At 69.5% G+C, this 25753-nt stretch carries 26 protein-coding genes; 18 read left to right on the forward strand and 8 right to left on the reverse strand.

What is annotated here, in order from left to right; all coding sequences use genetic code 11:
* The first annotated feature begins 283 nt into the window (after positions 1 to 283).
* Positions 284 to 1282: an NAD-dependent epimerase/dehydratase family protein gene (locus O4N75_RS18305; RefSeq protein ID WP_269626878.1), complete on the forward strand. Its 999-nt coding sequence runs from the start codon at positions 284 to 286 to the stop codon at positions 1280 to 1282.
* Here O4N75_RS18305 and O4N75_RS18310 read toward each other — a convergent pair.
* Complete coding sequence (locus tag O4N75_RS18310; protein ID WP_269626879.1) at positions 1275 to 2348, reverse strand: glycosyltransferase family 2 protein; 1074 nt, start codon at positions 2346 to 2348, stop codon at positions 1275 to 1277. The two genes, O4N75_RS18305 and O4N75_RS18310, sit on opposite strands and share 8 nt — an antisense overlap.
* A gap of 103 nt (positions 2349 to 2451) precedes the next feature.
* Here O4N75_RS18310 and O4N75_RS18315 point away from each other — a divergent pair, with 103 nt between their 5' ends.
* From O4N75_RS18315 to O4N75_RS18330, 4 genes are all read left to right on the forward strand, one after another.
* Complete coding sequence (locus O4N75_RS18315; RefSeq protein WP_269626881.1) at positions 2452 to 3579, forward strand: glycosyltransferase family 4 protein; 1128 nt, start codon at positions 2452 to 2454, stop codon at positions 3577 to 3579.
* Entirely contained in the window at positions 3569 to 4588 is a 1020-nt protein-coding gene (galE, locus tag O4N75_RS18320) for a UDP-glucose 4-epimerase GalE (RefSeq protein ID WP_269626882.1), read from the forward strand. Before O4N75_RS18315 ends, galE begins: the two co-directional genes overlap by 11 nt.
* A gap of 2 nt (positions 4589 to 4590) precedes the next feature.
* Positions 4591 to 5766 carry a class I SAM-dependent methyltransferase gene (locus tag O4N75_RS18325; protein WP_269626883.1) on the forward strand — a complete coding sequence of 392 codons (1176 nt, stop codon included), beginning with the start codon at positions 4591 to 4593 and terminating at the stop codon, positions 5764 to 5766.
* Between the two features lie 114 nt (positions 5767 to 5880).
* Positions 5881 to 7155 carry a DUF1254 domain-containing protein gene (locus O4N75_RS18330; protein WP_269626884.1) on the forward strand — a complete coding sequence of 425 codons (1275 nt, stop codon included), beginning with the start codon at positions 5881 to 5883 and terminating at the stop codon, positions 7153 to 7155.
* A 77-nt stretch (positions 7156 to 7232) separates the two neighbouring features.
* Here O4N75_RS18330 and O4N75_RS18335 read toward each other — a convergent pair whose 3' ends face one another.
* Positions 7233 to 7682, reverse strand: coding sequence for a hypothetical protein (locus tag O4N75_RS18335; protein WP_269626885.1), 450 nt, complete (start codon positions 7680 to 7682; stop codon positions 7233 to 7235).
* 289 nt (positions 7683 to 7971) lie between these two features.
* Here O4N75_RS18335 and O4N75_RS18340 point away from each other — a divergent pair, with 289 nt between their 5' ends.
* The 3 genes from O4N75_RS18340 to O4N75_RS18350 are packed head-to-tail and all read left to right on the forward strand — an operon-like array spanning position 7972 to position 12286.
* Complete coding sequence (locus O4N75_RS18340) at positions 7972 to 8691, forward strand: response regulator transcription factor (RefSeq protein WP_269626886.1); 720 nt, start codon at positions 7972 to 7974, stop codon at positions 8689 to 8691.
* Positions 8688 to 9992, forward strand: a complete 1305-nt coding sequence (locus O4N75_RS18345) for a FecR domain-containing protein (protein WP_269626887.1) — start codon at positions 8688 to 8690, stop codon at positions 9990 to 9992. The genes O4N75_RS18340 and O4N75_RS18345 overlap by 4 nt, the downstream gene beginning before the upstream one ends.
* A complete protein-coding gene (locus O4N75_RS18350; RefSeq protein WP_269626888.1) occupies positions 9989 to 12286 on the forward strand; it encodes a CHASE2 domain-containing protein in 2298 nt (765 codons plus the stop codon). The genes O4N75_RS18345 and O4N75_RS18350 overlap by 4 nt, the downstream gene beginning before the upstream one ends.
* 1 nt (position 12287) lies before the next feature.
* On the opposite strand, the gene O4N75_RS18355 is transcribed toward O4N75_RS18350, so the two are convergent.
* A complete protein-coding gene (locus O4N75_RS18355) occupies positions 12288 to 12785 on the reverse strand; it encodes a hypothetical protein (RefSeq protein ID WP_269626889.1) in 498 nt (165 codons plus the stop codon).
* A gap of 568 nt (positions 12786 to 13353) precedes the next feature.
* On the opposite strand from O4N75_RS18355, the gene O4N75_RS18360 reads away from it, so the two are divergent.
* Positions 13354 to 13791, forward strand: a complete 438-nt coding sequence (locus tag O4N75_RS18360; RefSeq protein WP_269626890.1) for a helix-turn-helix domain-containing protein — start codon at positions 13354 to 13356, stop codon at positions 13789 to 13791.
* A gap of 59 nt (positions 13792 to 13850) precedes the next feature.
* On the opposite strand, the gene O4N75_RS18365 is transcribed toward O4N75_RS18360, so the two are convergent.
* Together O4N75_RS18365 and O4N75_RS18370 are read right to left on the reverse strand one after the other, a co-directional pair.
* Positions 13851 to 14054: a cold-shock protein gene (locus tag O4N75_RS18365; protein WP_183772915.1), complete on the reverse strand. Its 204-nt coding sequence runs from the start codon at positions 14052 to 14054 to the stop codon at positions 13851 to 13853.
* A gap of 187 nt (positions 14055 to 14241) precedes the next feature.
* Positions 14242 to 14871: a TlpA disulfide reductase family protein gene (locus O4N75_RS18370; RefSeq protein ID WP_269626891.1), complete on the reverse strand. Its 630-nt coding sequence runs from the start codon at positions 14869 to 14871 to the stop codon at positions 14242 to 14244.
* Here O4N75_RS18370 and argH point away from each other — a divergent pair, their 5' ends adjacent.
* The 4 genes from argH (at position 14872) to O4N75_RS18390 (ending at position 19665) form a co-directional block, all read left to right on the forward strand.
* Positions 14872 to 16305 carry an argininosuccinate lyase gene (argH, locus tag O4N75_RS18375; protein WP_269626892.1) on the forward strand — a complete coding sequence of 478 codons (1434 nt, stop codon included), beginning with the start codon at positions 14872 to 14874 and terminating at the stop codon, positions 16303 to 16305.
* Positions 16302 to 16580 carry a hypothetical protein gene (locus O4N75_RS18380; protein ID WP_267231452.1) on the forward strand — a complete coding sequence of 93 codons (279 nt, stop codon included), beginning with the start codon at positions 16302 to 16304 and terminating at the stop codon, positions 16578 to 16580. The genes argH and O4N75_RS18380 overlap by 4 nt, the downstream gene beginning before the upstream one ends.
* The gene (gene lysA / locus O4N75_RS18385) at positions 16577 to 17860 is read left to right on the forward strand and encodes a diaminopimelate decarboxylase (RefSeq protein ID WP_269626893.1); all 1284 of its coding nucleotides are present in this window, start codon (positions 16577 to 16579) and stop codon (positions 17858 to 17860) included. The genes O4N75_RS18380 and lysA overlap by 4 nt, the downstream gene beginning before the upstream one ends.
* Before the next feature lie 74 nt (positions 17861 to 17934).
* Positions 17935 to 19665, forward strand: coding sequence for an ATP-binding protein (locus tag O4N75_RS18390; protein ID WP_269626894.1), 1731 nt, complete (start codon positions 17935 to 17937; stop codon positions 19663 to 19665).
* Here the strand turns inward: O4N75_RS18390 and O4N75_RS18395 are convergent.
* Positions 19662 to 20201 (reverse strand): phosphoribosyltransferase family protein, encoded by a 540-nt coding sequence (locus O4N75_RS18395; RefSeq protein WP_267231449.1) that lies wholly within the window; start codon positions 20199 to 20201, stop codon positions 19662 to 19664. The genes O4N75_RS18390 and O4N75_RS18395 overlap by 4 nt on opposite strands.
* A complete protein-coding gene (locus O4N75_RS18400; RefSeq protein ID WP_269626895.1) occupies positions 20194 to 21078 on the reverse strand; it encodes a DUF3426 domain-containing protein in 885 nt (294 codons plus the stop codon). Before O4N75_RS18400 ends, O4N75_RS18395 begins: the two co-directional genes overlap by 8 nt.
* Before the next feature lie 56 nt (positions 21079 to 21134).
* Here O4N75_RS18400 and ftsE point away from each other — a divergent pair, with 56 nt between their 5' ends.
* The 4 genes from ftsE to O4N75_RS18420 are packed head-to-tail and all read left to right on the forward strand — an operon-like array spanning position 21135 to position 24065.
* Positions 21135 to 21851, forward strand: coding sequence for a cell division ATP-binding protein FtsE (gene ftsE, locus O4N75_RS18405; protein WP_269626896.1), 717 nt, complete (start codon positions 21135 to 21137; stop codon positions 21849 to 21851).
* Positions 21848 to 22735: an ABC transporter permease gene (locus tag O4N75_RS18410; protein WP_269626897.1), complete on the forward strand. Its 888-nt coding sequence runs from the start codon at positions 21848 to 21850 to the stop codon at positions 22733 to 22735. The genes ftsE and O4N75_RS18410 overlap by 4 nt, the downstream gene beginning before the upstream one ends.
* A complete protein-coding gene (locus O4N75_RS18415) occupies positions 22732 to 23349 on the forward strand; it encodes a YdcF family protein (protein ID WP_269626898.1) in 618 nt (205 codons plus the stop codon). Before O4N75_RS18410 ends, O4N75_RS18415 begins: the two co-directional genes overlap by 4 nt.
* Before the next feature lie 5 nt (positions 23350 to 23354).
* Entirely contained in the window at positions 23355 to 24065 is a 711-nt protein-coding gene (locus O4N75_RS18420; protein ID WP_269626899.1) for a lysophospholipid acyltransferase family protein, read from the forward strand.
* A gap of 36 nt (positions 24066 to 24101) precedes the next feature.
* On the opposite strand, the gene O4N75_RS18425 is transcribed toward O4N75_RS18420, so the two are convergent.
* The gene (locus tag O4N75_RS18425; RefSeq protein WP_267231443.1) at positions 24102 to 24641 is read right to left on the reverse strand and encodes a gamma-glutamylcyclotransferase; all 540 of its coding nucleotides are present in this window, start codon (positions 24639 to 24641) and stop codon (positions 24102 to 24104) included.
* Here O4N75_RS18425 and O4N75_RS18430 point away from each other — a divergent pair.
* Complete coding sequence (locus tag O4N75_RS18430) at positions 24640 to 25707, forward strand: DUF2125 domain-containing protein (RefSeq protein WP_269626900.1); 1068 nt, start codon at positions 24640 to 24642, stop codon at positions 25705 to 25707. The genes O4N75_RS18425 and O4N75_RS18430 overlap by 2 nt on opposite strands.
* Positions 25708 to 25753: the final 46 nt, after the last annotated feature.

Consider the following 25753-nt stretch of genomic DNA (forward strand, 5'->3'; position numbering starts at 1 on the left):
GGCACCCACGGGCGGCGTAGGAAATCGACCTAGACTGTAACCGCTCAGAAACCCCTGCCGCATATGATGTGCATTCGCGCGGAATTCTCCAAAATGGAGAATGACGTTTTTTTCGGGATGTATCCGAACGTAAATCGACTAATGTACAGGCTATAAGTCTCGGATTATCGCGTAACTTTCGCCCACCCCGTTTTCGGGACCTCGACTGCCCTAACCAGCAGGTCGTCGAGCCAGATTTCTTCTGGGTGGTTTTTGGCTCTACCGTTCACAACTGGGGGTGAATGTGGGAAAGGCAGTACTCGTCGCCGGTGGCTGTGGCTTCCTTGGCTCGCACCTGATCGATCGCCTCCTGTTGAGGTCCGATGTCGACCGCATTGTCGTGGTGGACAATCTCTGGACCGGGACGAGGGACAACCTTAAGCATATTTCCGACCCGCGCCTGCACATCGAGGTCGCGCCCGCCGAGCAGTTCTCGACGTCGGAACGCTTCGACGAAATCATCCACCTCGCTTCGCCGGCCTCGCCGCCGTGGTACATGCGCGACCCGGTCGGCGTCATCCAGGCCAACCTCGGCGGCGCCATGAACCTGCGCAACCTGCTGGCCAAGGGCGGTCGCTTCTCCTTCGCCTCCACGTCCGAGGTCTATGGCGACCCGCTGATCTCGCCCCAGCCCGAGCACTATCGCGGCTCGGTCGACTGCACCGGCCCGCGTTCGTCGTACGACGAGAGCAAGCGGTGCACGGAGTCCCTGCTGTTCGAATGCCGCCGCGTCTACGGCATCGACATCCGCATTGTGCGCCTGTTCAATGTCTATGGCCCGCGCACGCGGATCGACGACGGCCGCGCGGTGTCCAACTTCCTCGGCCAGGCCCTGACCACCGGCAAGCTCACCGTCTACGGCGACGGCCTGCAATCGCGCAGCTGGGGCTATGTCGATGACATCATCGACGCGCTGGAACGCTATTTCTGGCGTGATCAGGTCAGCTATCCGGGCCCGCTCAACGTCGGCAACGACCGCGAAATCTCAGTGCTTGAGGTCGCCGAATACATCACCAAGCTGGTGCCCGGCACGTCGATCGAGTTCATGCCGCCGGTCCCTCAGGACCCGACCAATCGCCGGCCGGACCTGACGCGGATGAACCAGATCCTTCCGGGCTGGTCCGCGGACATTCCCTACGAGGACGGCATCCGTCGCACGCTCGAATGGTTCAAACTGCAGATCGGCCAGCAAAAGACCACGCCGGCCCTGGCGCCCGCGCCGCTGCTCATGGACCCTAACTAGCGGGACGCTCCACCATGCCCGGATCGTACGCGTCGTCGAGCGCAGCCAGGCTCTTGAACCGTTGAAGCCGGCGCCTCGCATCCCAGGGCGTGTCGATCTCGCTGTCGGAATAGGCGTCGAAGTGGCGTGGATCGATCGGTCGGTCCGCGCGCACGCGCTTGCCTCGGCTGAGGTAGATGAACGTCAGCCGCGCCTGTTCGGCCAGCTTGAGCGGGGCGCCGAGCGGGTCGTGCGCGAACGCTTGGCCCACGGCGCCGATCGCCTCGCGAGCCAGGCCGCGGCGGGCGCGGTTGCGCGCGTACTCGGCGAAGAAGCCCGCCATCCGCCGCCGTGCGAGCCTGCGGGCCGTGTCGTCCAGATCCGGCCACAGCACCCGGTACATCTGGATGTGCGAGCGGATCATCCGGCCGACGTCCTCGGTCATCGCCCCGTCGGTCCGGCGGTAGCCGGTCAGATAGGCCGGCACGCAGGCGAACTGGTGGTTCAATGCAATCTGCAGCTGGATCAGGTAGTCCTCGCAGCCCTGGGCGCCGACGGCGTTGAGCCCCGGGTCGTAGCGCACATCGCCCAGCGCGCTGCGCCGGATCAGCGGCGTGCTGCCGTTGGACACGAAGTTCCAGTCCAGGTGCCGGTACAGCACCCAGCCCTCCACCACCGGCGCGGCCGAGATGTCGATGATCCGGCCGGACGTGTCGATCCGGCGATACCAGTTGTAGACCAGGCCCAGGCTGGGCGGCCCGTTCGTGAACCGCTCGAGCTGCAGCCGCAGCTTGTCCGGATGCCACAGGTCGTCGGCGTCCAGCGGCGCGATGAAGTCGCCCCGCGCCGCATCGATGCCGGTGTTGCGCGCGGCGGCCACGCCCGCGTTCGCCTTGGAGATCACCCGCACCCTGGGGTCCTCGGCCGCGAAGGACTCCGCCATCGCCCGCGTGCCGTCCTTGGAGCCGTCGTCGACGACGATCACTTCGAGTTCTGCATGGGTCTGCCGCAGCGCCGACCGCAACGTCTCGGCGAGCGTCGGGGTGGCGTTGTACGCGGGTATGACGACGGAAATCAGGTTCGGCATGATCCAACTTCGCGGTGAAAACGTGCAGAATTCGAACTACACTATTCAAATACCTTTGGTAGCCATCGGCCTAGCGCCAATGTGCTGGTGAGCGGGAGTCATTGTGCGTATCGCCTTTGTCTCGCTAGGCAGTCCCTTCAACCGCTCGTCCTGGAGCGGCATACCCTACTATGCGCTGCGCGAATTGAGCCGGCGGTTCAACGACCTCACCGTGATCGACACCCCGCGGGTCGATGAAAGCCTGCGCTACGCCTCCAGCCTGGCGGCGATCGGGATGCTGGTGTCGCGCGAACCGATGGTGACCCGCGCGTTCGGCCACTGGCTCGACAAGCGCCTGACCGAGGCCGACGCCGACGCCGTAATCTCCATCGGCGCGGCTCACAAGGTCGCCTATATCGACCCCAAGTGGCCGGTTCTGCACGTCGCCGACGCGCTGTTCGGGCCGCTGGTCGACTATTATCCCAAGTACCGCCCGCTGAACGGCCGCAGCCGGCGCATCGGCAACGCCCTGCAGCGTCGCCTGATCAACCGCAACCAGCCGATCATGCTGACCTCCGACTGGGCGGCGCGCTCGGCGGCCGAGTACTATCAGGTCCCGACCGAGCGGTTCGGGATCGCCCCGCTCGGCGCGAACTTCGACGTCGAGCCGGCCGCCTACGAGCGCGTCTCGAAGGGCGACAAGCTGAAGCTTCTCTTTGTCGGCTACGACTGGCCCCGCAAGGGCGGGGCGCTGGTGCTGAAGGTGTTCAAGGACCTCCGCCGGCACATCGGCGACGCTGAACTTCACATCGTCGGCTGCAAGCCGCCCGAGACCTTCGGCGTCCCGGGCGTGGTCCATCACGGCCATCTGAGCAAGACCGATCCCGAGCAGGCCGCGCTGCTGGAGAAGCTGTTCCGCACCTCGTCCTTCCTGTTCATGCCCAGCCAGCAGGAGGCGTTCGGCCTCGTCTACTGCGAGGCCTGCGCCTTCAGCCTGCCCTCTCTCGCGCGCGACACCGGCGGCGTCGGGGCGATCGTCAAGCACGGGTCCAACGGCCTGCTGTTCGGAGCCGACGCCGAGGTCGAGGATTATGTCGCCGGCATCCGCGAAATCTGGGCCGACGAGGCCCGCTACCTCGCCATGACCCGCGCCGCTCGGGCGGCGTTCGAGGACCGCCTCCGCTGGAACGTGTGGGGCGCTACGGTCGAGGCGGAGATCCGCGCCCTGGGGAGGAAGGTCAATGGCGATTGAGATCGGCGGGGCCAAGCCCGCCATCCTGGTCACGGGCGGCGCCGGCTACATCGGCAGCCACGCGGTTCTTGAACTGCTCGACGCCGGCTATCCCACCGTCGTCATCGACAATCTGGTCACCGGCTTCCGCTGGGCCGTCGACCCGCGCGCGGTCTTCGTCCAGGGCGCCATCGAAGACGACGCCCTGGTGCGCCGGACCGTCCGGGAACACGCGATCGGCGGGGTGCTGCACTTCGCCGGCTCCACGGTCGCGCCCGAGTCCGTCGCCGATCCGCTGAAGTACTATCGCAACAACACCGCAGCCAGCCGCTCGCTGCTGGAAAGCGTCATCGGCGAAGGCGTCCGCCACTTCGTCTTTTCCTCGACCGCGGCGGTCTACGGCGTCACCCCCGAGCGACCGGTCACCGAGCGCGACCGCGTCGAACCCGAAACGCCCTACGGCCGTTCCAAGCTCATGACCGAGCGGATGCTGGCCGATATCGCCGTGGCGAAGGCGGACTTCAACTATTGCGCGCTGCGCTACTTCAATGTCGCCGGCGCGGACGCCCACGGCCGCGCCGGTCCCTCCGGCATCGGCGCCACCCACCTGATGAAGGCGGCGGTCGAGGTCGCGGTAGGCAAGCGCGAAGCTCTCATCGTCCACGGCGACGACTTCGCCACCCCCGACGGCACCGGCGTGCGCGACTACATCCATGTCAGCGACCTGGCCGCGGTCCACATCCTGGCGCTGCAGCGGCTGCTCGACGATCCCAGCGCCAGCCACGTGCTCAACTGCGGCTACGGCCGCGGCCATTCGGTGCTCGACGTGGTCGGGGCGGTCAGCATCGCGGCCGGCCGCCAGATCCCCTACGTCGTCGGTGGACGCCGACCAGGAGACCTCGGCTCGGTCATCGCCGACAACGCGCGCATCAGGACCGAGTTCGCCTGGCGCCCGCGCTTCGACGAACTGTCGGTCATCGTCGCCGACGCCCTGCGCTGGGAGCAGGAGCTGGAACGGCGAAGGACTTGAGCATGGCCGAGTCGGATACCCCAAGGTTGGAGCGCCTGCTGCAACTCGGTATCCTGCGGCTCCGCGAGCACTTCCTGCACCACGCCGAGCAGATCTTCCGCCAGATGCTGGCCGAGACGCCCGACCATCCCCACGCCCAGCGTTTCCTGGGCGTCACCCTGTTCAAGCTCGGCCGGCGCGACGAGGGGATCGAAATGCTGCGCCAGGCGACCGCCGATCCGGACACGCCGCCCAAGGCCTGGGGAGACCTGGCGGCCGCCCTGCATCGGGTGGGCGCCTCCGACGAGGCCGCCGAAGCCTATGGCCGCGCCGTGCACGGCCCGCCGACGACCCCGCCCGCCGATATCGCCTTCGCCACCGAACGGGCGGTGCACGAGTTCAAGCTCTCCGACTATCCCTACCGCGCCACCGTGCGCTACGGCGCCGGGCGGCCGCCGCACCCGCGCCTGTTCGAGCTGATCGACGGGCGGCGCGCCGACTATGCGCGCCAGTTCGTCGCCATTGCCGAAATCCAGGCTGACTTCGCCGATGTCGCCTGGAACGGCCACTACGACGCCACCGAGCCGTTCTGGATGAACGGCTGGTTCCCGCCGCTGGACGGCATGATCCTGACCAGCATGCTGCGGCAAACCAACCCAAAGCGTTTCGTCGAGGTCGGCTCGGGCGTCTCGACCAAGTTCGCGCACCGCGCCGTCCGCCGCTACGGCCTGCAGACCAAGCTGATCTCGATCGACCCGCAGCCCCGCAACGAGATCGACGCGCTCTGCGACCAGGTCCTGCGCAAGCCGCTGGAAACCTGCGATCCGGCGATGTTCGACGTTCTCGATCCCGGCGACGTCTTCTTCCTGGATTCCTCCCACCGCGCCTTCCAAGGCTCGGACGTCACCGCCTTCTTCCTCGACATCCTGCCGCGCCTGAAGCCGGGCGTGATCGTCCAGATCCACGACATCTACCTGCCGGACGACTACATCGGCGGCCATGTCGCGCGGCTGTGGAACGAACAGTACCTGCTCGCCGCGGCGTTGCTGTTCGGCTCGGACGCCTTCGAGATCCTGTTCCCCTGCTGGTACGCCGGCCAGGACGCGGCCCTCGCCGACTACGCCGCGGACCTGTTCCGCGGCGGCCCGCTTGAAGGCCTGAACCTCTACGGGGCCTCCTTCTGGTTGCGTAAAGCCTAGCGCCCCGCTTCCGCACATTGCCACACCGGAGCGCCGCGGGCAGTTTGCGCGGCCCGGTCGCCCAGCCGCAGGGCCGCCGTCATTTGACACCACGCGGCCAGGGAGAATCCAACCATGTCGGGCGTCCAAGCTTCCTCGCCGACCAGCGATCTAGACCGCCTGCGCGAGGCCGCCTGCGAGGCCTGGATCTACGGCCTGCCGCTCATCGAGATCGCCGCCACCCGCGCCAGCCGCGCCGGCTTCGGCGGGTCGCTGAACACCTTCGGCCACATGCGCAACCTGGCCAATCACAAGATGCGGGCGGTGACCACGCCCAATAACGACACCCTTTACACCAGCGCCCAGATCGATCTCAGCGCGGGCCCGGTCACCATCTCCCTGCCGGCCAGCGGCCAACGCTATCTGTCGCTGGCCTTGATGGACGCCTACACCAACAACTTCGCGATCCTCGGCACCCGCACCACCGGCCCCGACGCGGTGACTTTCCGCCTGATTGGCCCCCATGACACCAGCGAGGGGCCCAACACCCTGCGCTCGCCGACCAACCATGTCTGGGCCCTGGCCCGCATCCTGGTCGACGGTCCGTTCGATCTGGAGGCCGCCCGCGCCGTCCAGGCCGGCATTTCGCTGCAGGGCCCGGAATCCTCCGAAGCCCCCGTCCACGCCCGCCGCAGCGCGCCGTGGAACGAGTACTTCGCCAGCCTCGACGCCCTGCTGGTCGCAAATCCGCCGCCGGTCACCGACCTGGCGCTGCTGCGCCGCATCGCCCCGCTCGGGCTGGGGCAAGGCGACTTCGACCCCGCCCGCTTCAACGCCGACCAGGCCGCGGCGATCGAGGCCGGCATCGCCCAGGCCCGCACGATGATCCGCACCTCCGGCATCGGCGGCGTCAACTGGGTCGACGGCTGGTCCTATCCGCGTTCCGACCTCGGCGACTTCGGCCAGAGCTACGGCTATCGCGCCGCGGTGGCCCTGGCCGGGCTCGCCGCCCTGCCGCCGGTCGAGGCGATGTACATGCGCGGCAAGGGCGAAAGCCGCGGTCTCTACGACGGCGCCAAGGACTGGCGCCTGCACTTCCCGGCCGACCGGCTGCCGGCGGTGGACAGCTTCTGGTCGCTGAGCCTCTACGAGGCGACGCCCGACGGGCAGTTCTTCTTCGCCGACAACCCGCTCGACCGCTACGCGATCGGCGACCGCACGCCGGGCCTGACCTACAACGACGACGGCTCGCTCGACATCTGGATCGGCCACGCCCACCCGGGCGAGGGACGCGAAAGCAACTGGCTGCCGGCGCCGGACGCGCCCTTCGCCCTGTTCATGCGCGCCTATCTGCCCAAGGCCGCGATGCTGGAAGGCGACTACCGTCTGCCGCCGGTGACCGCTGCCTAGAGCCAAAATCCGATCTGATCGGACCCAAATGCAGGGTCGATTTCCGCTCGCGATGTCTCTCGCGAGCGGAAGGGCTCCTAATGCACCCGCTCGAAATGACCGCACAGGCGTTCGACCGCATAGACCGTGGCCCGCAATTCGCGTGTCAGGACCGGGCTGAGCGTCTCGTCGGGATCGAGCATCCATAGCTCGCTATCTTCGGTGCAGGTCGCCAGCAGCACCCGTAGCGCCAGCATCAGGTCCTCCCAGACCGAACGATCATTGTCCGGCGCTCGGTACGGGTCCGACACGAACATCAGGTCAGCGAAGCGGCGCATGGCGCGCGAGGCGTGGGCGACATCCATGGCCAGCGGGCTGGCCTCGAACTGCGGCGCCGTCATCAAGCGCCCGAACTCGCCGGGGGAAGCGCCGGCCCACAGCAGCCCTTCATTGAGCCGATGCAGCGACTCGCTCAGCCGCAGCAGCCAGTAAGTCAGCTGATCCTGCTGTGAGAGGCCGGGATGGGGGACGCCCCCGAAAGCGGACATGTCAGAGATTGTCCACTGGACGGCCGCTGGCGAGACACCGCTTGAGAGCGAATCCCAGCGACAACACCATGAAAAGCCAGATGAACAACAGGCCGGCGATATAGGCGGCGATACTCATGGGACCACGCGAGGGCAGATGATACTCGCCCCATGGGTAGTCCAGGCCCCTAGCCGATAGGTGTAAACTTCCGGCGCATTTACACTTGTTTACCGCCCCTAGCCGGACCATGGCTGTAGTTCTTCTGTCGGCGCCGGCTCCCTGCGGCGTCGATGACGATCCCGATCGAGCATGCGTATGAGAATTGCGGCGTTGGAAGACGACGACGCCCAGAGAGAGGCGATCGCTCGCCTGTTGGTGAGCGGCGGGCACAACTGCCAGTGCTTTCAACTGGCGACGCCGCTGATCGCGGCTCTGCGTCGCGAGACCTTCGACCTGCTTGTCCTCGACTGGAACCTGCCCGACATGAGCGGGCTGGACGTCGTGACGTGGGCGAACAAGAACCTCACCCCGTGCCCGCCGATCCTGCTGCTGACCAGCCGCTCGTCCGAGGCCGACGTCGTCGCCGGCCTGAACGGCGGCGCCGACGACTATGTGGTCAAGCCGGTCCAGTCGGGCGTGCTGCTGGCCCGCGTCAACGCCCTGCTCCGCCGCAGCTATCCCGATCGCGCTACCGGCGGGATCGAGACGCACGGCGAGTACCGCTTCAACCTTCCCGCCGAACAGGTGACCCGCGACGGCGAGCCCGTGCCCCTGACCGCCAAGGAATTCGGTCTGGCCCTGCTGCTGTTCCGCAACGTCCATCGGGCGCTGTCGCGTGGCCACATCCTCGAGGCGATCTGGGGCCGCAACCCCGACCTGCCGACCCGCACGCTCGACATGCATATCTCGCGCATCCGCAGCAAGCTCGAGCTGCGACCGCAGAACGGCTACCGCCTCGCCCCGGTATACAGCTACGGCTACCGGCTCGAGCGGCTCACCGAGGACGCGCCGGAAGAGGCCGAGGAATGAGCTGGAAGCGGGCGGCGATCGCCGGATTGGCGCTGCAGGCGCTCGCCGCTGCGCCGGCCCTTTCGGCCGAACCGGTGGAAAGCTACGTCGTCCGACCGGGCGACACGCTCTATGAACTGGGCCGCCGCTACTTCGCCGGCGGCGACTATCGCGCCGTCCAGCGGCTGAACCGCATCGCCGATCCGCGCCGCCTGAAGGTCGGCAGCCGGCTCAAGGTCCCGGCCCGGCTGCTGAAGGTCACCCCGATCGAGGCCCGCGTCGCGGGCTTCCGCGGGGCCGTCACGGTCACCGCGGGCGGCCGCACCCTGCCCATCTCCACCGGCATGATGCTCAACGAGGGCGCGGTCGTCGCCACCGGGCCGAACGCCTTCCTGCGGCTCGACCTGCCCGACGGCACGCACCTGTCGCTGCCGTCCCAGAGCCGCGTGCAGCTGGGCAGTATGACCTTGGTCGAGATGACCGGGGTCGTGCGCCGCGACCTGCAGGTCCAGGGCGGTCGGCTGGAGTCCGACGTCACTCCGCTGCGCGATCCGCGCGACAGTTACACGGTGCGCACGCCGATGTCGGTCTCGGCCGTGCGCGGCACCGAATTCCGCGTCGCCTACGACGAACAGGCGGGTCGGGCCAGCACCGAAGTCATCGAGGGGCTGGTCGCGGTCAGCGCGGATCATGACGGGGCTGACGTCGCGGCCGCCTATGGCGCGGTCGCCACCGCCGACGGCGTCTCCGACCCGATCCATCTCGCCCCGCCCCCCGGCCTCGTCCAACCCGGCCGGATCCAGGACGAGCAGACCGTGCGCTTCCAGCTCGTCGCGCCCGCGGCGGCCGCCGGCTACCAGGTGCGCCTGGCCGTCGACGCCGGCTTCGTCGAGGTGCTGGAGGAGACCGCCGCACAGGGCCAGGAGATCGCGCTCGGCGAGCTGCCGGACGGGGTCTACTTCCTGCGCCTGGCCGCCCTGGACGACAACGGCCTGCTTGGCCTGCCGGCCACTTACGCCTTCGAGCGGCGGCTGAACACACTGCGGGCCGAGGCCCCGGTAGCCTCGCGCGACGGCGGCGTGCGCCGCTACAAATTCCGCTGGCAGGCCGGCGGCCTGGGCGAGCGCACCTACCGGCTCCAGCTCCTGCGCGAGGGCGCCGAGGCGCCGGTCGTCGACGAGGCCGGCCTGACCATGCAGGAATTGACCGTCACCGACCTGGCTCCCGGCGTGTACAACTGGCGCGTGATGTCGCGAACCTTCGCCGGCGGGGGCTTCTACGAGAAATGGACGCCCCTCGAGCGGTTCGAAATCGGCCGTTGAGTGCACGCGCCGGCAAGCTTGGGGTCTGGTCCGCACGCCGGCGGGTGATCGCCGAGTGGGTGCTGGTTGCGCTGGCCGTATCGGCCATGGTCGTCGCCCTGGTGCTGACCCGCGCGACCGAGCGCGCCGACAACGTGGTGTTCGACACCGTGTCGGGCTGGGGCGTGCGCGCCCCGCACGAGGACATCGTGGTTGTCGCGATCGACAACCGCAGCCTCGCCGAGCTCGGCCGCTGGCCATGGCCGCGCGCCCGCCACCAGGCCCTGCTCGAATCTCTGGCCCGATACGGCCCGCGCGCAGTCGCCTACGACGTCCTGCTAGTCGAGCCGGACCTGACGCCCGGCGCCGACGACGCCCTCGCCAGCGCCCTGACGGCCGGCCCGCCGGTCTTCCTGCCCCTGACCTTTGACGTCCCTGGACCGGACGGCGCGCCCTACGAGGTGCTGGCGCCGATCGCCCCGCTCGCGGCCCGCGCCGCCGGCCTCGGTCAGGTCAATGTCGACTTCGACAGCGACGGCGTCATCCGCCGCACCTACATGGTCGAGCGCGACGGCGCGCGGGCCTGGCCGCACCTGATGGCCTTCATGCAGGCCGCCGCCGAGGGGACCCCTCGACCGGCCAGCGCCGGCGCCGCGGCCGGCCCAGCCCGCGCGCCGTTGCTTCGCGAAGCGCCGCTGCTGGTCTCGTTCGCCGGCCCGCCCGGTCACTTCCGGACCGTCTCCTTCGTCGACGTCGTCAACGGCGCGACCCCCGCCGAATTCCTGCGCGACAAGCTCGTCCTGGTCGGCGCCACCGCCGACGGGCTGGGCGACCGCTACGCCACCCCGCTCTCGCACCGCACCGAGATCATGTCGGGCATCGAGCTGCAGGCCAACCTGCTCGACACCCTGCTGACCGGACGCGCCATCGCGCCGGCCGGGCCCGGCCGACTGCTGGCCTTCTCGCTGGCCCCGCTGGTCCTGGCCCTGGCCGGGTTCCTGCTGCTGCGGCCGCGCGCCAACCTGCTGCTCGGCGGCGCATTGGTGGCCGCGACCATCGTCGCCAGCGCCGTGCTGTTGCTGCAGGCGCAGGTCTGGGCGCCGCCCACCGCCGCCCTGGCCGGGCTGATCCTGGTCTACCCGCTATGGAGCTGGCGGCGGCTCGAGGCGACCAGCGCCTACATGCTGCAGGAGCTGCGCGCCTTCTCGCAGGAGCCTGACCTGCTCTCGGCCCTGGCCCAGCGCCGCGGCGGCCCGCCCACCGACGTCATCGACCGCCAGGTGGCGCTGATGCACGCGGCTATCGACCGAGCCCGCGACCTGCGCCGCCAGGTGCTCGACGCCCTGCAGGGCCTGCCCGACGCAACCCTGGTCACCGATCTGGCTGGCCAGGTGCTGATCGCCAACCGCGAGGCCGAGGCCCTGTTCGGCGACGACCCGGCGGGCCGTCCGGTGGCCGAACTGATCGCCAGCCTCTCGCCCGAAGCCGGGGCCCTCGACTTGGCGAGCCAGGCCGCCGACGCCGAGCTCACCATCCCCGACGGTCGCAGCTTCGCAATCCGCCGCACCCCGCTCAGCGAGGCCGGCGGCGATCAGGTCGGCTGGATCATCCGCTTCACGGACGTCACCGCCCTCAAGGACGCCGGCCGCCAGCGCGAGCACATCCTCGAACTGCTGACCCACGACATGCGCTCGCCGCAGGTCTCGATCCTCACCCTGCTCGGCAGCTCCGAGGCCAAGGCCGCCGTCGCCGCCCCGGTCGCCGACCGCATCGCCGGCTACGCGCGGCGCACCCTGTCCCTGGCCGACAACTTCGTGAACCTCGCCCGCGCCGAGGCCGACGCCTACGCCGCCGAGGTGCTCGATCTCGGCGAGGTCCTGCTCGACGCGGTCGACGACCTCTGGCCGCAGTCCTCGGCCCGCCAGATCGCGGTCGTCGCCGCCGAGACCGACGGTGAAGTGCTGGTCGAGGGCGACCGCGCCCTGCTGACCCGCGCCCTCATCAACCTGGTCGACAACGCCATCAAATATTCACCGGCCGGCGGGCGGGTGGACTGCGCGGTGCGGATCGAGGACGGGCAGGCGGTCTGCACCGTCGCCGACCAGGGCGAGGGCATGAGCCCGGCCCAGCTGGCCAACCTGTTCAAGCGCTTCCATCGGGTCCGTCCCAAGGGCGGCGAGCGGATCGACGGCGTCGGCCTCGGCCTCTCCTTCGTCCATGCGGTGGTCCAGCGGCACGGCGGGCGCATCGACTGCGCCAGCACGCTGGGCCAGGGCGCCAGCTTCACGGTGCGCCTGCCGCTGGCCAGCGCCTAGATCAGGAGCTCGGCGCGAGCCGCCCCGCCACCGCCGCGTTGAGGCCGGCCTCGGCCTCGCCGCAATCGGGCGCGCGCCCCATGGCGCTGGCGCGCACGCGATAAGCCTCCGCCCCGCTCGCCGCCTCCAGGACCCGCGCGGTCAGGGTGCAGAGCTGGCGGCTGCGCGGCATCCACCACCGGCGCTTCTCGGGCGCGGCCACCCAGGCGTCCGGCGCGGCGTCGGCGGCGGGGCTCGGCCCGGCATAGGCGCCGACCTTCTGCGGCCGCTCGCTATAGCTCAGCTCGACCAAGTAGCCCGCGCCCGGCGTCTCGCGCACCGCCAGGCCCCCGTCCTGCAGCGTCTTCGCCATCGGACCGGCGCCCTGGCTCTCGGGCGCGAACGCCAGGCCGCGCGCGCGCAAATCCGGCCGCACGCCGCTCTCGACCACGTCGATTTTGTTGGAGACACATCCCGCCGCCAGCAAGGCGAGGACGCACGCGACAGGGACTCTCGTCATCTCGAGCCAGACTTGGACATGGCCCGAGTATGGTCATTTCACCAGATGAGTAAATCGTGCCGCCCCCGCCGCTTGCGACCCGCCCCCGCGCCGAACCTGCGCGGTCGCTGGCGCCCGCCATAGTAGTAGAGAAATCGCGCGCTAGCGACGGCTGTCTGCAAGTTACGGAATTTGCGAGGGTTACAACCCTTCCGGCAGCTGGAGACGGCGCTACGGCCCTGCTTCAAATCGTCGCCGAACTCAGCCTTAAGGTGAAATGTCCGGCGCGACCCGCGAACGCGCTCAACCTCGCCGCCGCCGCCCTGCAACCGCGTTCGGCCTGGGTGAACAGCGATCCTGAGGCGAAATCGGCCGGATTTTCGCTTCTCGGACGCTTACACGCACCGATTTATTCGCAGAACAAAGCTTTCGGACCGAGAGTATTCGAAAGTCGCAAAACGCGTTCGCTGAGCATGCTCGGCAATCGTCGGCCTGAGCACCAACAGTACTCTTTTCAAAGAAGAATTATGGGCCTTAACTTCCTTGAATCCAAAGCGAACCTCGGGGCCTTCACTCCGGCGGCGGACCTTTGGGTGAGGAGACCACCATGTCTGCTGAACTTTCTAACAAGACCCCCGATCCGATGGACGTGGCCCTCGGCGCCGCGGTCAGGATCCGTCGAAGGACGATCGGCATGTCGCAAGAGGCGCTTGCCGAACAGTGCGGCGTAAGCTTCCAGCAGATCCAGAAATACGAGAACGGCGCCAACCGGATCTCGTTCTCCCGGCTCGTTCAGATTGCGCGCGCGTTGCGATGCCGGGTTGTGGACCTGATGGACGTTCTGGACACCCCGGCCGGCGAAGGCGACGTCGACCTTCTCAGCCGGATGCGCACGCCAGGCGCGCTTGAGTTGTTGAGCGCCTTCGAGCGCCTGCCGCAGGAAGCCAGGTCCTCCCTGGTCAATCTCCTGCGGGTGATGACCGACCCCGAGGCCGGCCAGCGGGCGCGCCAGAAGGAAGTGGCCTGAACGAAACGAGCGCCGGCCCTCGCAGACCGGCGCTCGTCGTCTGAGTTTCTGTGTGGACGCTAGAGCGGCTTCAGGTCGACCGCCGCGATCTTGCCGCGCTCCTCCCGCTCGACGAACTCGAGCTTCTGGCCCTCGTTCAGGCTGCGCAGGCCCGCACGCTCGACCGCGGAGACGTGGACGAAGACGTCCTTGCCCCCATTATCCGGCTGGATGAAGCCGTAACCTTTGGTGGTGTTGAACCACTTGACCGTCCCGGTGGCCATAACGCTTTCGTCTCCCTGACTAGCGTTCCAAACAAGGCACGCTCGACGCGCGCCCTGAAACAATCTCAAGTCTGGGAAGGCTGGTTCGATCCGCAAGGGCGGGAAATGAACGTCTGCAGGCCCAAGTCCGGATTGCGGGCCAAATTTTTGCACACGGCCAGGCTGGGCGGTCAACAGAGAACGCCGGTCAATTTTCCGCCAGAACCTTGTCGATCAGGGCCTTGGCGTCCTTGCCGGACCAGTCGGCGTCGCCCGCCAGCCGGCCGCGCTCCACCCCGTCGGCGCCGTAGATGACCGTCGTCGGCATGCCCGCCGCCGGCGGCTTGAAGGCGAACGGCAGGGCCATCTTGGGGTCGTGATAGAAGGCCAGCGGCGCGTGCTTGGCGATGAAGGCGCGGGCCTTGTCGGCGTCCTGCGGGCGGTCGACGCTGATCGCCACCACCTGCACCGGCTTGCCCTCATAGCTGGCGGCCAGCTTGGCCAGGGTCGGCATTTCGATGACGCACGGGGCGCACCACGTGGCCCAGAGATTGACCACCGTCACCTGCCCTCGGAAATCGGCGATGCGCTTGGGCGCGCCATTGGCGTCGAGGAAACTCGCGGCCGGCGGAGAGGCGGCTTCCAGCGGAACTTCGAACTTGGCCATCTCGCCCTTGGCCAGCGACTTCAGGTCGGTTTCCCGCTGGGGGTTTATGGAAGCCTGGACGATGATGTAGACAACCGCGGCGACGCCAGCGACGGCGACGCCCCGAAGCGCCCATTTCAACGGGAAGGCCTTGGGTTCCCCAGCGGTTTTCTCGGCAGACTTCTCGTTCATATGACGCACTCTTCCTCGACTGGCGCCGGACACCCGGCGCAAGCGCCCCAAGACGGGGGCCAGGCCATGTGGGGCGGACGGTTCTCGTCCAAGCCGGCCGAATTGATGCAGGCGATCAACGTCTCCATCGGGTTCGACAAGCGGCTCGCGGCCCAGGACCTGGCCGGATCCCGCGCGCACGCGGCGATGTTGCTCAAGCAAGGCGTGATTTCAAGCGAGGACGAGGCCGCCATCCAGGGCGGGCTGCAAGCGATCGAGGCCGAGATCGCCGCCGGGACCTTCCCGTTCCGCGACGAATACGAAGACATCCACATGAACGTCGAGGCGCGGCTGCGCGAGCTGATCGGCCCGGCGGCCGGCCGGCTGCACACCGCCCGCTCGCGGAACGACCAGGTGGCGCTCGACTTCCGCCTCTGGGTCCGCGACGCCTGCGACCGCACCGTCCACCAGGTCCAGGCCCTGCAGCGCGCCCTGGTCGCCAAGGCCGAGCCGCACGCCGCGACCCTGATGCCGGGCTTCACCCACCTGCAGCCGGCCCAGCCGGTGACCTTCGGCCATCACCTGATGGCCTATGTCGAGATGTTCGGCCGCGACGCCTCGCGCTTCGCCGACGCCCGAACACGGATGAACGAATGCCCGCTGGGCGCGGCCGCCCTGGCCGGCTCGCCCTTCCCGATCGACCGCCATGCGACGGCCCAGGCCCTAGGCTTCGCCGCCCCGACCGCCAACTCGCTGGACAGCGTCTCCGACCGCGACTTCGCCCTTGAAAGCCTCTCGGCCGCCAGCCTCTGCGCCGTGCACCTGTCGCGCCTGGCCGAAGAGATCGTGATCTGGATGACGCCGCAGTTCGGCTTCGTGAAGCTGACCGACGCCTTCACCACCGGCTCGTCGATCATGCCGCAGAAGAAGAACCCCGACGCGGCCGAGCTGATCCGCGCCAAGGTCGGTCGCGTGCTGGGCTCGCTGACCCAGCTGACCGTGGTCATGAAGGGGCTGCCGCTGACCTATTCAAAGGACATGCAGGAGGACAAGGTCCCGACCTTCGAGGCCTTCGACGCGCTCGAACTGTCGCTGGCCGCCATGGCCGGCATGGTCGCCGACCTGGAGCCGAACGCCGAGCGCATGGCCGCCGCCGCCGGCGCCGGCTTCTCGACCGCCACCGATCTGGCCGACTGGCTGGTGCGGACCCTCGACATGCCGTTCCGCGACGCCCACCATGTGACCGGGGCTGCGGTGAAGAAGGCCGAAGGCCTGGGCGTCGATCTGCCCGGCCTGCCGCTCGCCGAACTGCAGGCCATCGAGCCGCGGATCACCGCGGCCGTCTACGACGTGCTGACGCCCCAGGCGTCGGTCGCCAGCCGCATGAGCTACGGCGGAACCTCGCCGGAGCAGGTCCGCGCCCAGGTCGCGCGTTGGAAGGAGAAGCTCGGATGAAACTTCACCCCCTCGCTGCGATCGCCCTGATCGGCGCGGCCGCCCTGGCCGGCTGCGGCAAGATGGGCGAGCTCGAACGTCCCGGTCCGATGTTCGGCAAGGGCTCGGGCGCCGACGCCGGCGCCGATCCGGCCCGCGCGGTCCGCACCGTCGATCCGCGCACCCGCGACGACCGCCCTGCGCCGCCGCGCACCCTGCCGATCGACTCCGCCCAGAACCCGACCGCCAGCGCCCCGCAGGGCGCCCTGCCCGATCCGTACGCGAACCCCAGATGAATCATTTTGAGCTGAAGGGCGGCGAGCTCTTCTGTGAGGGCGTGTCCCTGGCCGACATCGCTTCGGCGGTCGGCACCCCGGTCTATGTCTATTCCAGCGCCACCTTCGAGCGGCACTATACGGTGCTGCGCGACGCCCTGGTCGCCGAGGGCATCAAGGGCGACGACGGCGGCGATCCGCTGATCGCCTTCGCGGTCAAGGCCAACTCCAACCTGGCCGTCCTGCGCACCCTCGCCAAGCTCGGCGCGGGCGCCGACACGGTGTCCGAGGGCGAGGTCCGCCGCGCCCTGGCCGCCGGCGTCCCGGCCGAAAAGATCGTCTTCTCGGGCGTCGGCAAAACCGAGGGGGAGCTGGCCTTCGCGCTCAAGGCGGGGGTCGGCGAGATCAACGTCGAGTCAGAGCCCGAGATGCGCCTGGCCAGCCAGGTCGCCCAGTCTCTGGGAACCCGCGCCACCATCGCCATCCGCGTCAATCCGGACGTCTCGGCCGGCGGTCACGCCAAGATCTCGACCGGCAAGTCCGACAACAAGTTCGGCGTCTCGTTCTCCGAGGCCGAGCGGCTCTACGCCAACGCCTCGAACGATGCGGGCCTTAATCCGGTCGGCGTCACCTGCCATATCGGCAGCCAGATCACCGACCTGGAACCGATGGCCCAGGCGTTCGCCAAGATGCGCGGCCTGGTCGAGCGCCTGCGCGGCGAGGGACTGTCCGTCCAGCGCCTCGACCTCGGCGGCGGCCTGGGCGTGCCCTACTTCAACCAGCCCGAGCCGCCCTCCCCCACCGACTATGCGCGGATGATCGCCAAGACCATGAACGGACTGGACGTCGGCTACGCCTTCGAACCTGGGCGGATGATCGCGGCGAACGCCGGCGTGCTGCTAGCCCGGGTCCAGCACATCCACGAACGCCCGGAAGGCAAGAAGTTCGTCGTCCTCGACGCGGCGATGAACGACCTGATCCGCCCGGCGATGTACGACGCCTATCACGAGATCGTCCCGGTCCATCCGCGCGCGGGCGAGCCCGTCGTCTACGACGTGGTCGGGCCGATCTGCGAAACCGGCGACACCTTCACGCGCGAGCGGGCCATGCCGCCGCTGCAGGCCGGCGACCTGGTCGCCTTCCTCAGCGCCGGCGCCTACGGGGCGGTGATGTCCAGCGAGTACAACAGCCGCCTGCTGGTCCCTGAAGTGCTGGTCAAGGGCGGCGCCTACGCCGTCGTGCGCCCGCGCCCGAGCTACGAAGACATGCTCGCCAGAGAGGCCCCCGCCCCCTGGCAGTAACCCGCGCGCTAACCCTATCTTGAAACTCCGTGCTGCACATTGTCGCGGGACTTGGGGCGGGTGCGGGTCGGAACGTGGCTCTGAAAGAGATGCTGGACGACGGCCAGGACGGCGCGACGCTCGCCCAGAGCAAGCGCAGCCGTATCAGCCGTCTGGTCCTCGCCACCCTGGTGGGGGCGCTGCTCGGCTACCAGTTCGGCTGGAAGGCGGTCTGCGCCTGGATCGCCGTCAGCGCCATCCTCGAACTGGTCCTGTTGGCCAGTCACCTCAGCTTCACCCGCAACGTCCGTAAGGATCGCAGCAAGACCCGCTGGGAACGGCTGGCCCCCGCGGTCACATTCAGCCTCATCTGGACCGGCATGGCCGTCGGCTGCTGGATCTACGGCTCGGAGGCCGCGCGCTTCGGCGCCCTGCTGGTGATGTTCGGGATCCTTCTCGAAGGGCTGAAATACGCCGCTCTCAGCCGCGCGGCGTTTCTCGCCATCGTCCCGTTTCCCGCCGCCGCCCTGGCGATCGCCCCCCTGACCTCGGGGGATTTCAGCGGCCGCGGCGCGGTCTTCGCCGCCGGAGCGCTGGTCGCTCTGGCGATCTGCGTGATCCACGTGTCGCGCGCCCTGCGCGCCAACGCCGTAGCGTTGGAAAAGGCCCAGGCCGAGGCTCAGGAGGCCAACCGCGCCAAGTCGGCCTTCCTGGCGATGATGAGCCATGAGCTGCGCACCCCGATGAACGGCGTGCTCGGCATGGCCCACGCCTTGGCGGCCACCAAGCTCGACCGCCAGCAGGCCGACTATCTCGACATGATCGTCCAGTCGGGCGACGGGCTGATGGCGATCCTCAACGACATCCTCGACCTCTCGAAGATCGAGGCCGGCAAGCTCGACCTTGAAAGCGTCGGCTTCGACCTCGAGACGATGGGCCGACAGGCCTTCCTGCTGTGGAGCGAGAGCGCCCGCCAGAAGGGCCTGGAGCTGACCTTCGACATCGACCCGGCCACGCCGACCTGGCTGGTCGGCGACCCGGTGCGCGTACGCCAGATCCTGCTGAACCTGATTTCCAACGCGCTGAAGTTCACCGACCAGGGCTCGGTCGCGGTCCGTATCGCGCCGCTCGCCCCGCAGGGGATCGAGATCGTCGTCGCCGACACCGGCGTCGGCATGCGCCGCGACCAGCAGGAAAACCTGTTCCAGGCCTTCTCCCAGGCCGAGATCTCGACCACCCGCCGCTACGGCGGCACCGGGCTTGGCCTCTCCATCTGTCGCCAGCTGGTCGCGATGATGGGCGGGGAGATTTCGGTGGAGAGCGAGCCCGGCTCCGGCTCGACCTTCCGTGTCGCCCTGCCCCTGCCGACCGGTGCGCCGCCCGAAACGTCCCAGGCCGCGCCCGACACCGTCAGCCTGCAGGGCCGCCAGGTCCTCGTTGTCGACGACAACAAGGTCAATCAGGCCGTGGCCCGCGCCATCCTCGAAGCGGCCGGCGCGACAGTCAGCCTCGCCGACGACGGCCTCGACGGTCTCGACGTGCTGCGCGCAGGCCATTTCGACGTGGTGCTGATGGACGTCCACATGCCGCGCATGGACGGCATCGAGGCCCTGCGCCGCATCCGCGCCGGCGAGGCCGGGCCCCGCGGCGTTCCGGTCCTGGCGCTGACCGCCGACGCCATGTCGGACGAGTGCGAGCGGCTCATCGCCCAGGGCTTCGACGACGTGCACCCCAAGCCGATCCAGCCGGCCGAGCTGATGTTCACGGTCGCGGCCTGGTGCGCGCGCGCCGATCAGGCGGCCGTGCTGGCCGCCAGCGCCGCCTAGTCCATCGCTCCGATATAGGGCAGGCCGCGCAGCGCGCCGGCCGCGTCCATGCCGTAGCCGACCAGGAACCTGGCCGGCGCCTCCCAGGCCACGAAGTCCGGGGTGATCGCCCGCGGCGTCGGCCAGGGCTTGCTGGCGAACACCGCGGTCAGCACGCGGCTGGCGCCGGCGTCGCGCACCAGCCGGTGCGCCTCCGACAGCGACAGGCCGGTATCGATGACGTCGTCGATGACCAGCGCCGTGCGCCCGGCCAGCGGCCGTTGCAGGTCGGCCCGCACCTCGCAGCGCCCCAGGCTGGCCCGCTCGTCGCCGTAGGAGGCCAGCCACAGCGCATCGAAGCGCACGAAGCGCCCGGCCCGCGCCAGCGCCCGGGTCAGGTCCGAAGCAAACCACAGCCCGCCGGTCAGCAGGCAGACGGCCACCGTCTCGTCATCGATCGCCGGGGCGATCTGGCGGGCCAGCGCCTCGACGCGGCCGGCCACCTCCTGCTCGGTCAGCAGGACGGTGGGGGCGGGTTGGGCGACAGGATCAGTCATGGGACGGAAGGGCGTCTGGGCTGCCCGGGGGCAGCGGCTGGGCTTCCACCGGCGCGAGCACGGGCGCTGGCGGTTCGGCGGCGGGACGCAGGGCCGGGCCGGCCGCCTTCGGGGCGACGGGGGCCGGATCGCCCTGCTTGACGTTGAGGTTTACCGGTTCGCGGGGCGCGAACGCCACCTCCAGCTCCTTGGCGCTGGCCGGCGGGTCGAGCAGCGCGATCGCGAAGTGGCGGGTCTCTCCGGGCGGGATGCGCGCGTCGGCCGGGCGGGCGATCTTGGTGGCCACGGCCTTGCCCTCGGCGTTGAGCAGGCTGATGCGCAGCGGCGGCGTCACCACCGGCTCGTTCTCGATGTTGCGGATCATGCCCGACACCGACAGCGCCGCATGGCCCTCCTGCAGCGACGGCTCGAAGCGCACGCCCTCGATCACCAGGCCCAAGCTGTTCACCGGCAGGCCGACCCCGGCATAGGCGCTGGCCGTCCGCGGCCACAGCCGCACCACGTCGACCCGGAAGATGATCGCCAACGCGATCATCACCACCAGCGCCGCGGCCATGCCGGCCCAGATGACGCCGGTGGCCGCCGCCTCGCGCACGCGCCGGTCGGTGTCGGCCTTGGCGCGGAACGCCCGCGGCAGTTCATCGCCGCTCAGTTCGCGGACCGGCTTCTCGGCGACCGCCTCCGGCTCGGGCGCCGGCTCGCGCGCCACCGCGCCTTCCTCCTCGGAGGTTTCCAGCTCCAGCGATTTTTCGGGGGGCGCAGGGGTCGCAGTCCAGCGCGCGCCGCAACTGGCGCACTTCACCAACCGGCCATCCGCGGGGATCTTGGAATCGTCCACGAAATAGCTGGTGGCGCAGTCTGGACAGGTCAGTATCATGACAGCCGAATCGGACGCTCCAGCAACCTCCACCGAGGTCGCCGATTTCGGCCCCCATGTCCAGAAACCCGAACGCCACAGGCGCCACCGACGCCGATCACGCCGTTGTCCGCTTCGATGATGTGTCGATGCGCTATGGTCGCGCCCCCGAGACTTTGAAGGACCTGACCTTCTCACTGGAGCCGGGGTCGTTCCACTTCGTGACCGGCGCCTCGGGAGCGGGCAAGACCTCGCTGTTGAAGCTTTTGTTCCTGGCGGCCAAGCCGTCCAAAGGACTCATGCACCTGTTCGGCCAGGACGTCTCGACCATCGCGCGCGAGGCCCAGCCTTTCCTGCGCCGCCGCATCGGGGTGGTTTACCAGGAGTTCAAGCTGCTCGATCACCTCTCGGTGTTCGACAACACCGCCCTGCCGCTGCGGATCGAGGGGCGCAAGCCGGACACCTATCGCGACGACGTCGCCGAACTGCTGGCCTGGGTCGGTCTCAAGGACCGGATGCACGCCATGCCCGCCACCCTGTCCGGCGGCGAGCGCCAGCGCCTGGCCATCGCCCGCGCCGTGGTCAACCGCCCCGAGATCCTGCTGGCCGACGAGCCCACCGGCAATGTCGACCCCGACATGGCGCTGCGCATCCTCAAGCTGTTCGTCGAGCTGAACCGCCTGGGCGCCACGGTGCTGTTCGCCACGCACGACCAGGACCTCGTCGCCCGCTCGGGCATGCCGGTGCTGCACCTGGAGCATGGCCGCCTGGTCGCGCAGGGAGCCCGCCGATGAGCGACTTCGACGTCGCCCGCTGGCGACCCGCCCCGTTCCTGCCGGAATCCGACGCCCGCGACGGTTCGCTGACCTTCGTGGTGGCGGTGCTCTGCTTCCTGGCCTGCCTGACCCTGCTGGCGGTGCTCGCCGCCGACCGCGCCGCCCGCGACTGGACCGACCAGCTCGAAGGCCAGGCGACGATCATCGTGCGGCCCAAGGCCAACGAAACGCCGGACGGCGCGGCGGCCCGCGCCGCCGAAACCCTCGCCGGGGTCGACGGGGTCGCCGAGGCCCGCGCCATCGAGCGCGAGAAGGCCGAGGCGCTGATCGCCCCCTGGCTCGGCGACGCCGACCTCTCCGACCTGCCCGTGCCGCGGCTCGTCGCCGTCCAGCTCACCCGCGAGCGGCCGGCCAGCGCCGCGGCCCTCGACCAGGCTCTGAAGGCCCAGGGCCTCGACGCCGTCGTCGACGATCACTCGGTCTGGATGGCCGACATTCAGCGCTCGGCCCGCACCGCCCGCTGGGCCGGGCTGGCGGTGTTCGGGCTGATCGCCGTGGCCGCCGCCGCGGTGGTGGCCTTCGCCACCCGCGCCGGCCTCGCCGCCCGCCGCGAGGTGGTCGAGGTGCTGCACCTCTCCGGAGCCGAAGACAGCTTCATCGCCCGGCTGTTCCAGGTCCGCTTCGCGCGCATGGCCGCCCTGGCGGGCTTGTTCGGAGCCGGCGGTGCGGCGATCATGGGGGCTCTGTTGCGTTTGGCGGGGGGAGGCCAAGGTTTGACGCCCGTGCTGCCGATCGCCTGGATCGATCTGTTGTCCGTCCTGCCCGCGCCGCTGGTGGCCGGCGGCGTGGCGGCGCTCGCCGCGCGCTTCACCGCCCAGGCCATGGTCCGGGAGCTGGCGTGAAAGGCCTGACCGCCCTCCTCGTCGCCGCCGCCATCTGGGCGGCCGGCCTGCTCGCCTTCGCCGAACGGGTCGAGCGCTCGACGCCGGCCCCCCAGCCGGCGGTCGCCGACGGCGTCGTCGCCCTGACCGGGGCCGGCTCCAACGAGCGCATCGGCGCGGCGATGGAGCTGCTGGCCGAAGGCAAGGCCCGCCGCATGCTGGTCTCCGGCGTCAGCCGCGAGGCCTCGCGCGAGGACATCCGCGTGGTCAGCCGCGCCGTGCGCCGGCTCTACGACTGCTGCGTCGACCTCGGCTTCGACGCCGCCAACACCCTCGGCAACGCCCGCGAGACCCAGGAGTGGGCCCGCGCCATGCGCTTCGACAGCCTGATCGTGGTCACCGCCGACTACCATATGCCGCGCGCCATGCTCGAACTGCGCGGCGCCATGCCCGACAAGCGTCTGACCCCCTATCCGGTCTCCACCTCGGTGATGAACGCCGGCCGCTGGTGGCGGACCAGCGGGGCTGCGCGGCTGATGGTGACCGAGTACTGCAAGTATCTGGCGATCCTGGGCCGCGAGGCGGTGCTGGGCCTGGGCCCCCGCAACGAACCGGCCCCGCCGAAGAAAGGCTGACCTTTTTGACGACCCTGCGCTCCCTGGCCTTCGCCTTCCTGTTCTACCTGTGGTCCGTCCTCGTCGCGGTCGGCTGCGCGATCGTCGTCCTGCCCGCCCCGCGCAGTTGGTGCACCGGCATGATGCGCATGTGGGCCAAGGGCATCATCGTCCTGCTGCGCGTGGTCTGCGACATCAAGGTCGAGGTTCGCGGCCGCCAGCACATGCCGACCGGCGCTGCCCTGCTGGCCCCCAAGCACCAGTGCATGTTCGACGTCTTCGCCCAGTTCGCCTTCATGCCGGACGCCTGCTTCGTCATGAAGAAGGAGCTGATGTGGATCCCGTTCTTCAGCTGGTACGCGATCAAGGCCAAGATGATCGTCGTCGACCGCGAGGGCCACTCCGCGGCCCTGCGCAAGCTGGTCAAGGACGCCCAGGAACGCTTCGCCGACAAGCGCCAGGTGATCATCGCCCCGGAAGGCACCCGCACCGCCCCGGGCGCCGCGCCCGACTACAAGCCCGGCATCGCCGCCCTCTACCGCGAGATCGACGTGCCCGTGCACCCGGTCGCCACCAACGCCGGCGTCCACTGGCCCAAGCACGGCTTCACCCGCAAGCCAGGCACCATCGTCTTCGAGTACCTGGAGCCGATCCAGCCGGGCCTGAAGCGCGCCGAGTTCATGCGCACCCTGCAGGAGCGCACCGAAACCGCCTCGAACGCGCTGCTGGAGCTGTGACGCGCCTTCCCTCCCCATGAAGGGGAGGGAAAGTCCTCACCGCGCCGCCAGCTCGCGCGCCTCGACCATGCCCAGCAGTTTCTCCATCACCGGGTCGTGCACCCCCATCTCGCAGAGGTGGACGACCAGGTCGCGCAGATAGTCGACATTGCGCCCGGACAGCCCATGGGCCCCGGCGATCAGCTCGGCCTGCTTCTCCAGCGACAGCGCCCCGGCCCACTGCGGATGGTGCACGTCCGACAGAAAGACCAGGGTCTCGACCCGATGGCCGTTCGCCAGCCTGATATTGGCCTTGGCCTCGACATAGGTCTCGGTCGGCTGCTCGCGCTCGCGCAGGTACTCGTAGGTCGCCGGCCAGTGCTCCTCGGCGACCCGATAGGCCGCCCCGCGCACCGCGCCGCCCGGCGCCAGGCCCAGCACCAAGCCTGGCCGCTGATAGGTGCCGCGATGGTGCACCGAATAGATGCAGAAGGCGCGACGCCGCCCGTGTAGGGTGGCGCTCTGGCGCTCGACGAACTCGAACCCCGGACGCCACATCAGCGACCCGTAACCGAAGACCCAACGCTCAACCGACATGGCCCGCCGCGACAATCCCGCTCCGCCTTCCACCCGTGTGCCCGATCCGGCGCACCACCGCAAACCCCGACGCGCGGCGCTCTACATTCCGTTCATCCTCGCCGGCGCGGCCGCGCTCGCCTGGAGCGGCGCCTGGGTCTATGCGCGCGGCGAGGCGGCCAAGCGCCTGGAGGCCGGCGCCGAGCAATTGCGCAAGGCCGGCTACGACGTCGCCTGGAGCAACCAGCGGATCTACGGCTACCCGTTCCGGCTCAATATCCAGCTCGACGACGCCAAGGTCCGCGAGCCGTCCGGCTGGGCGCTGGCCGCCCCCAAGCTCGAGGCCCAGGCCTTCATGCACGGCCTGTCGTCCTGGGTGCTGGCCGCGCCCCAGGGCCTGACCTTCACCCGCCCGGTCGGCGGCCCGGTCGAGGTCAAGGGCGAGGTGATCCACGCCAGCCTCGCTGGCCTCGACCAGCCGCTGCCGCGCTTTTCGTTCGAGGGAACCAAGCTCGCCTTCACGCCGACGCCCGGCGCCCAGCCGTTCGCGCTGTCGGCCGCCGACAAGGTCGAGTTCCACTTCCGCCCCGGCCCGGACGACCAGGCCGCGGTGTTCTTCAAGGTCGACGCCGGCAAGGCCCGGCTCTCGGGCCTGTTCGCCCACATCGCCGGCGACAAGCCGATCTCGATTTCCTGGGATTCGCTGCTCTCCAAGATCAGCGCCTTCAAGGGCGCGAACTGGCCCGAAGCGGTCCGCGCCTGGACCACGGCGGGCGGCCGCATGACCGTGCGCCAGGCCGGGATCACCGCGGGCGAGGCGGTGATCGGCGCCCAGTCCGGCGTGCTCAGCGTCGGCTATGACGGCCGCCTGAACGGCTCGCTCGACGTCACCCTGCGCGAGGCGCCCAAGGCGCTCGGCGCCATGGCCGAGAACGGGGTCATTCGCCCGGAGGCCGCCATGGCCGCCTCGGCGGTCGCCGCCGCCCGCCAGGGCAACGACGACGTCGCCCGCGCCAACGTCACCTTCCAGGCCGGCCAGACCACCCTCGGTCCGGTCGCCATCGGCCCGGCGCCGAAGGTGTACTGACGCCTACCGAATCCCATCGCGTGTCATCCCGGTTTGCGCAGCAAGA

Origin of the sequence: Phenylobacterium sp. NIBR 498073 (genome assembly GCF_027286305.1) — a bacterium.
GTDB lineage: Bacteria > Pseudomonadota > Alphaproteobacteria > Caulobacterales > Caulobacteraceae > Phenylobacterium.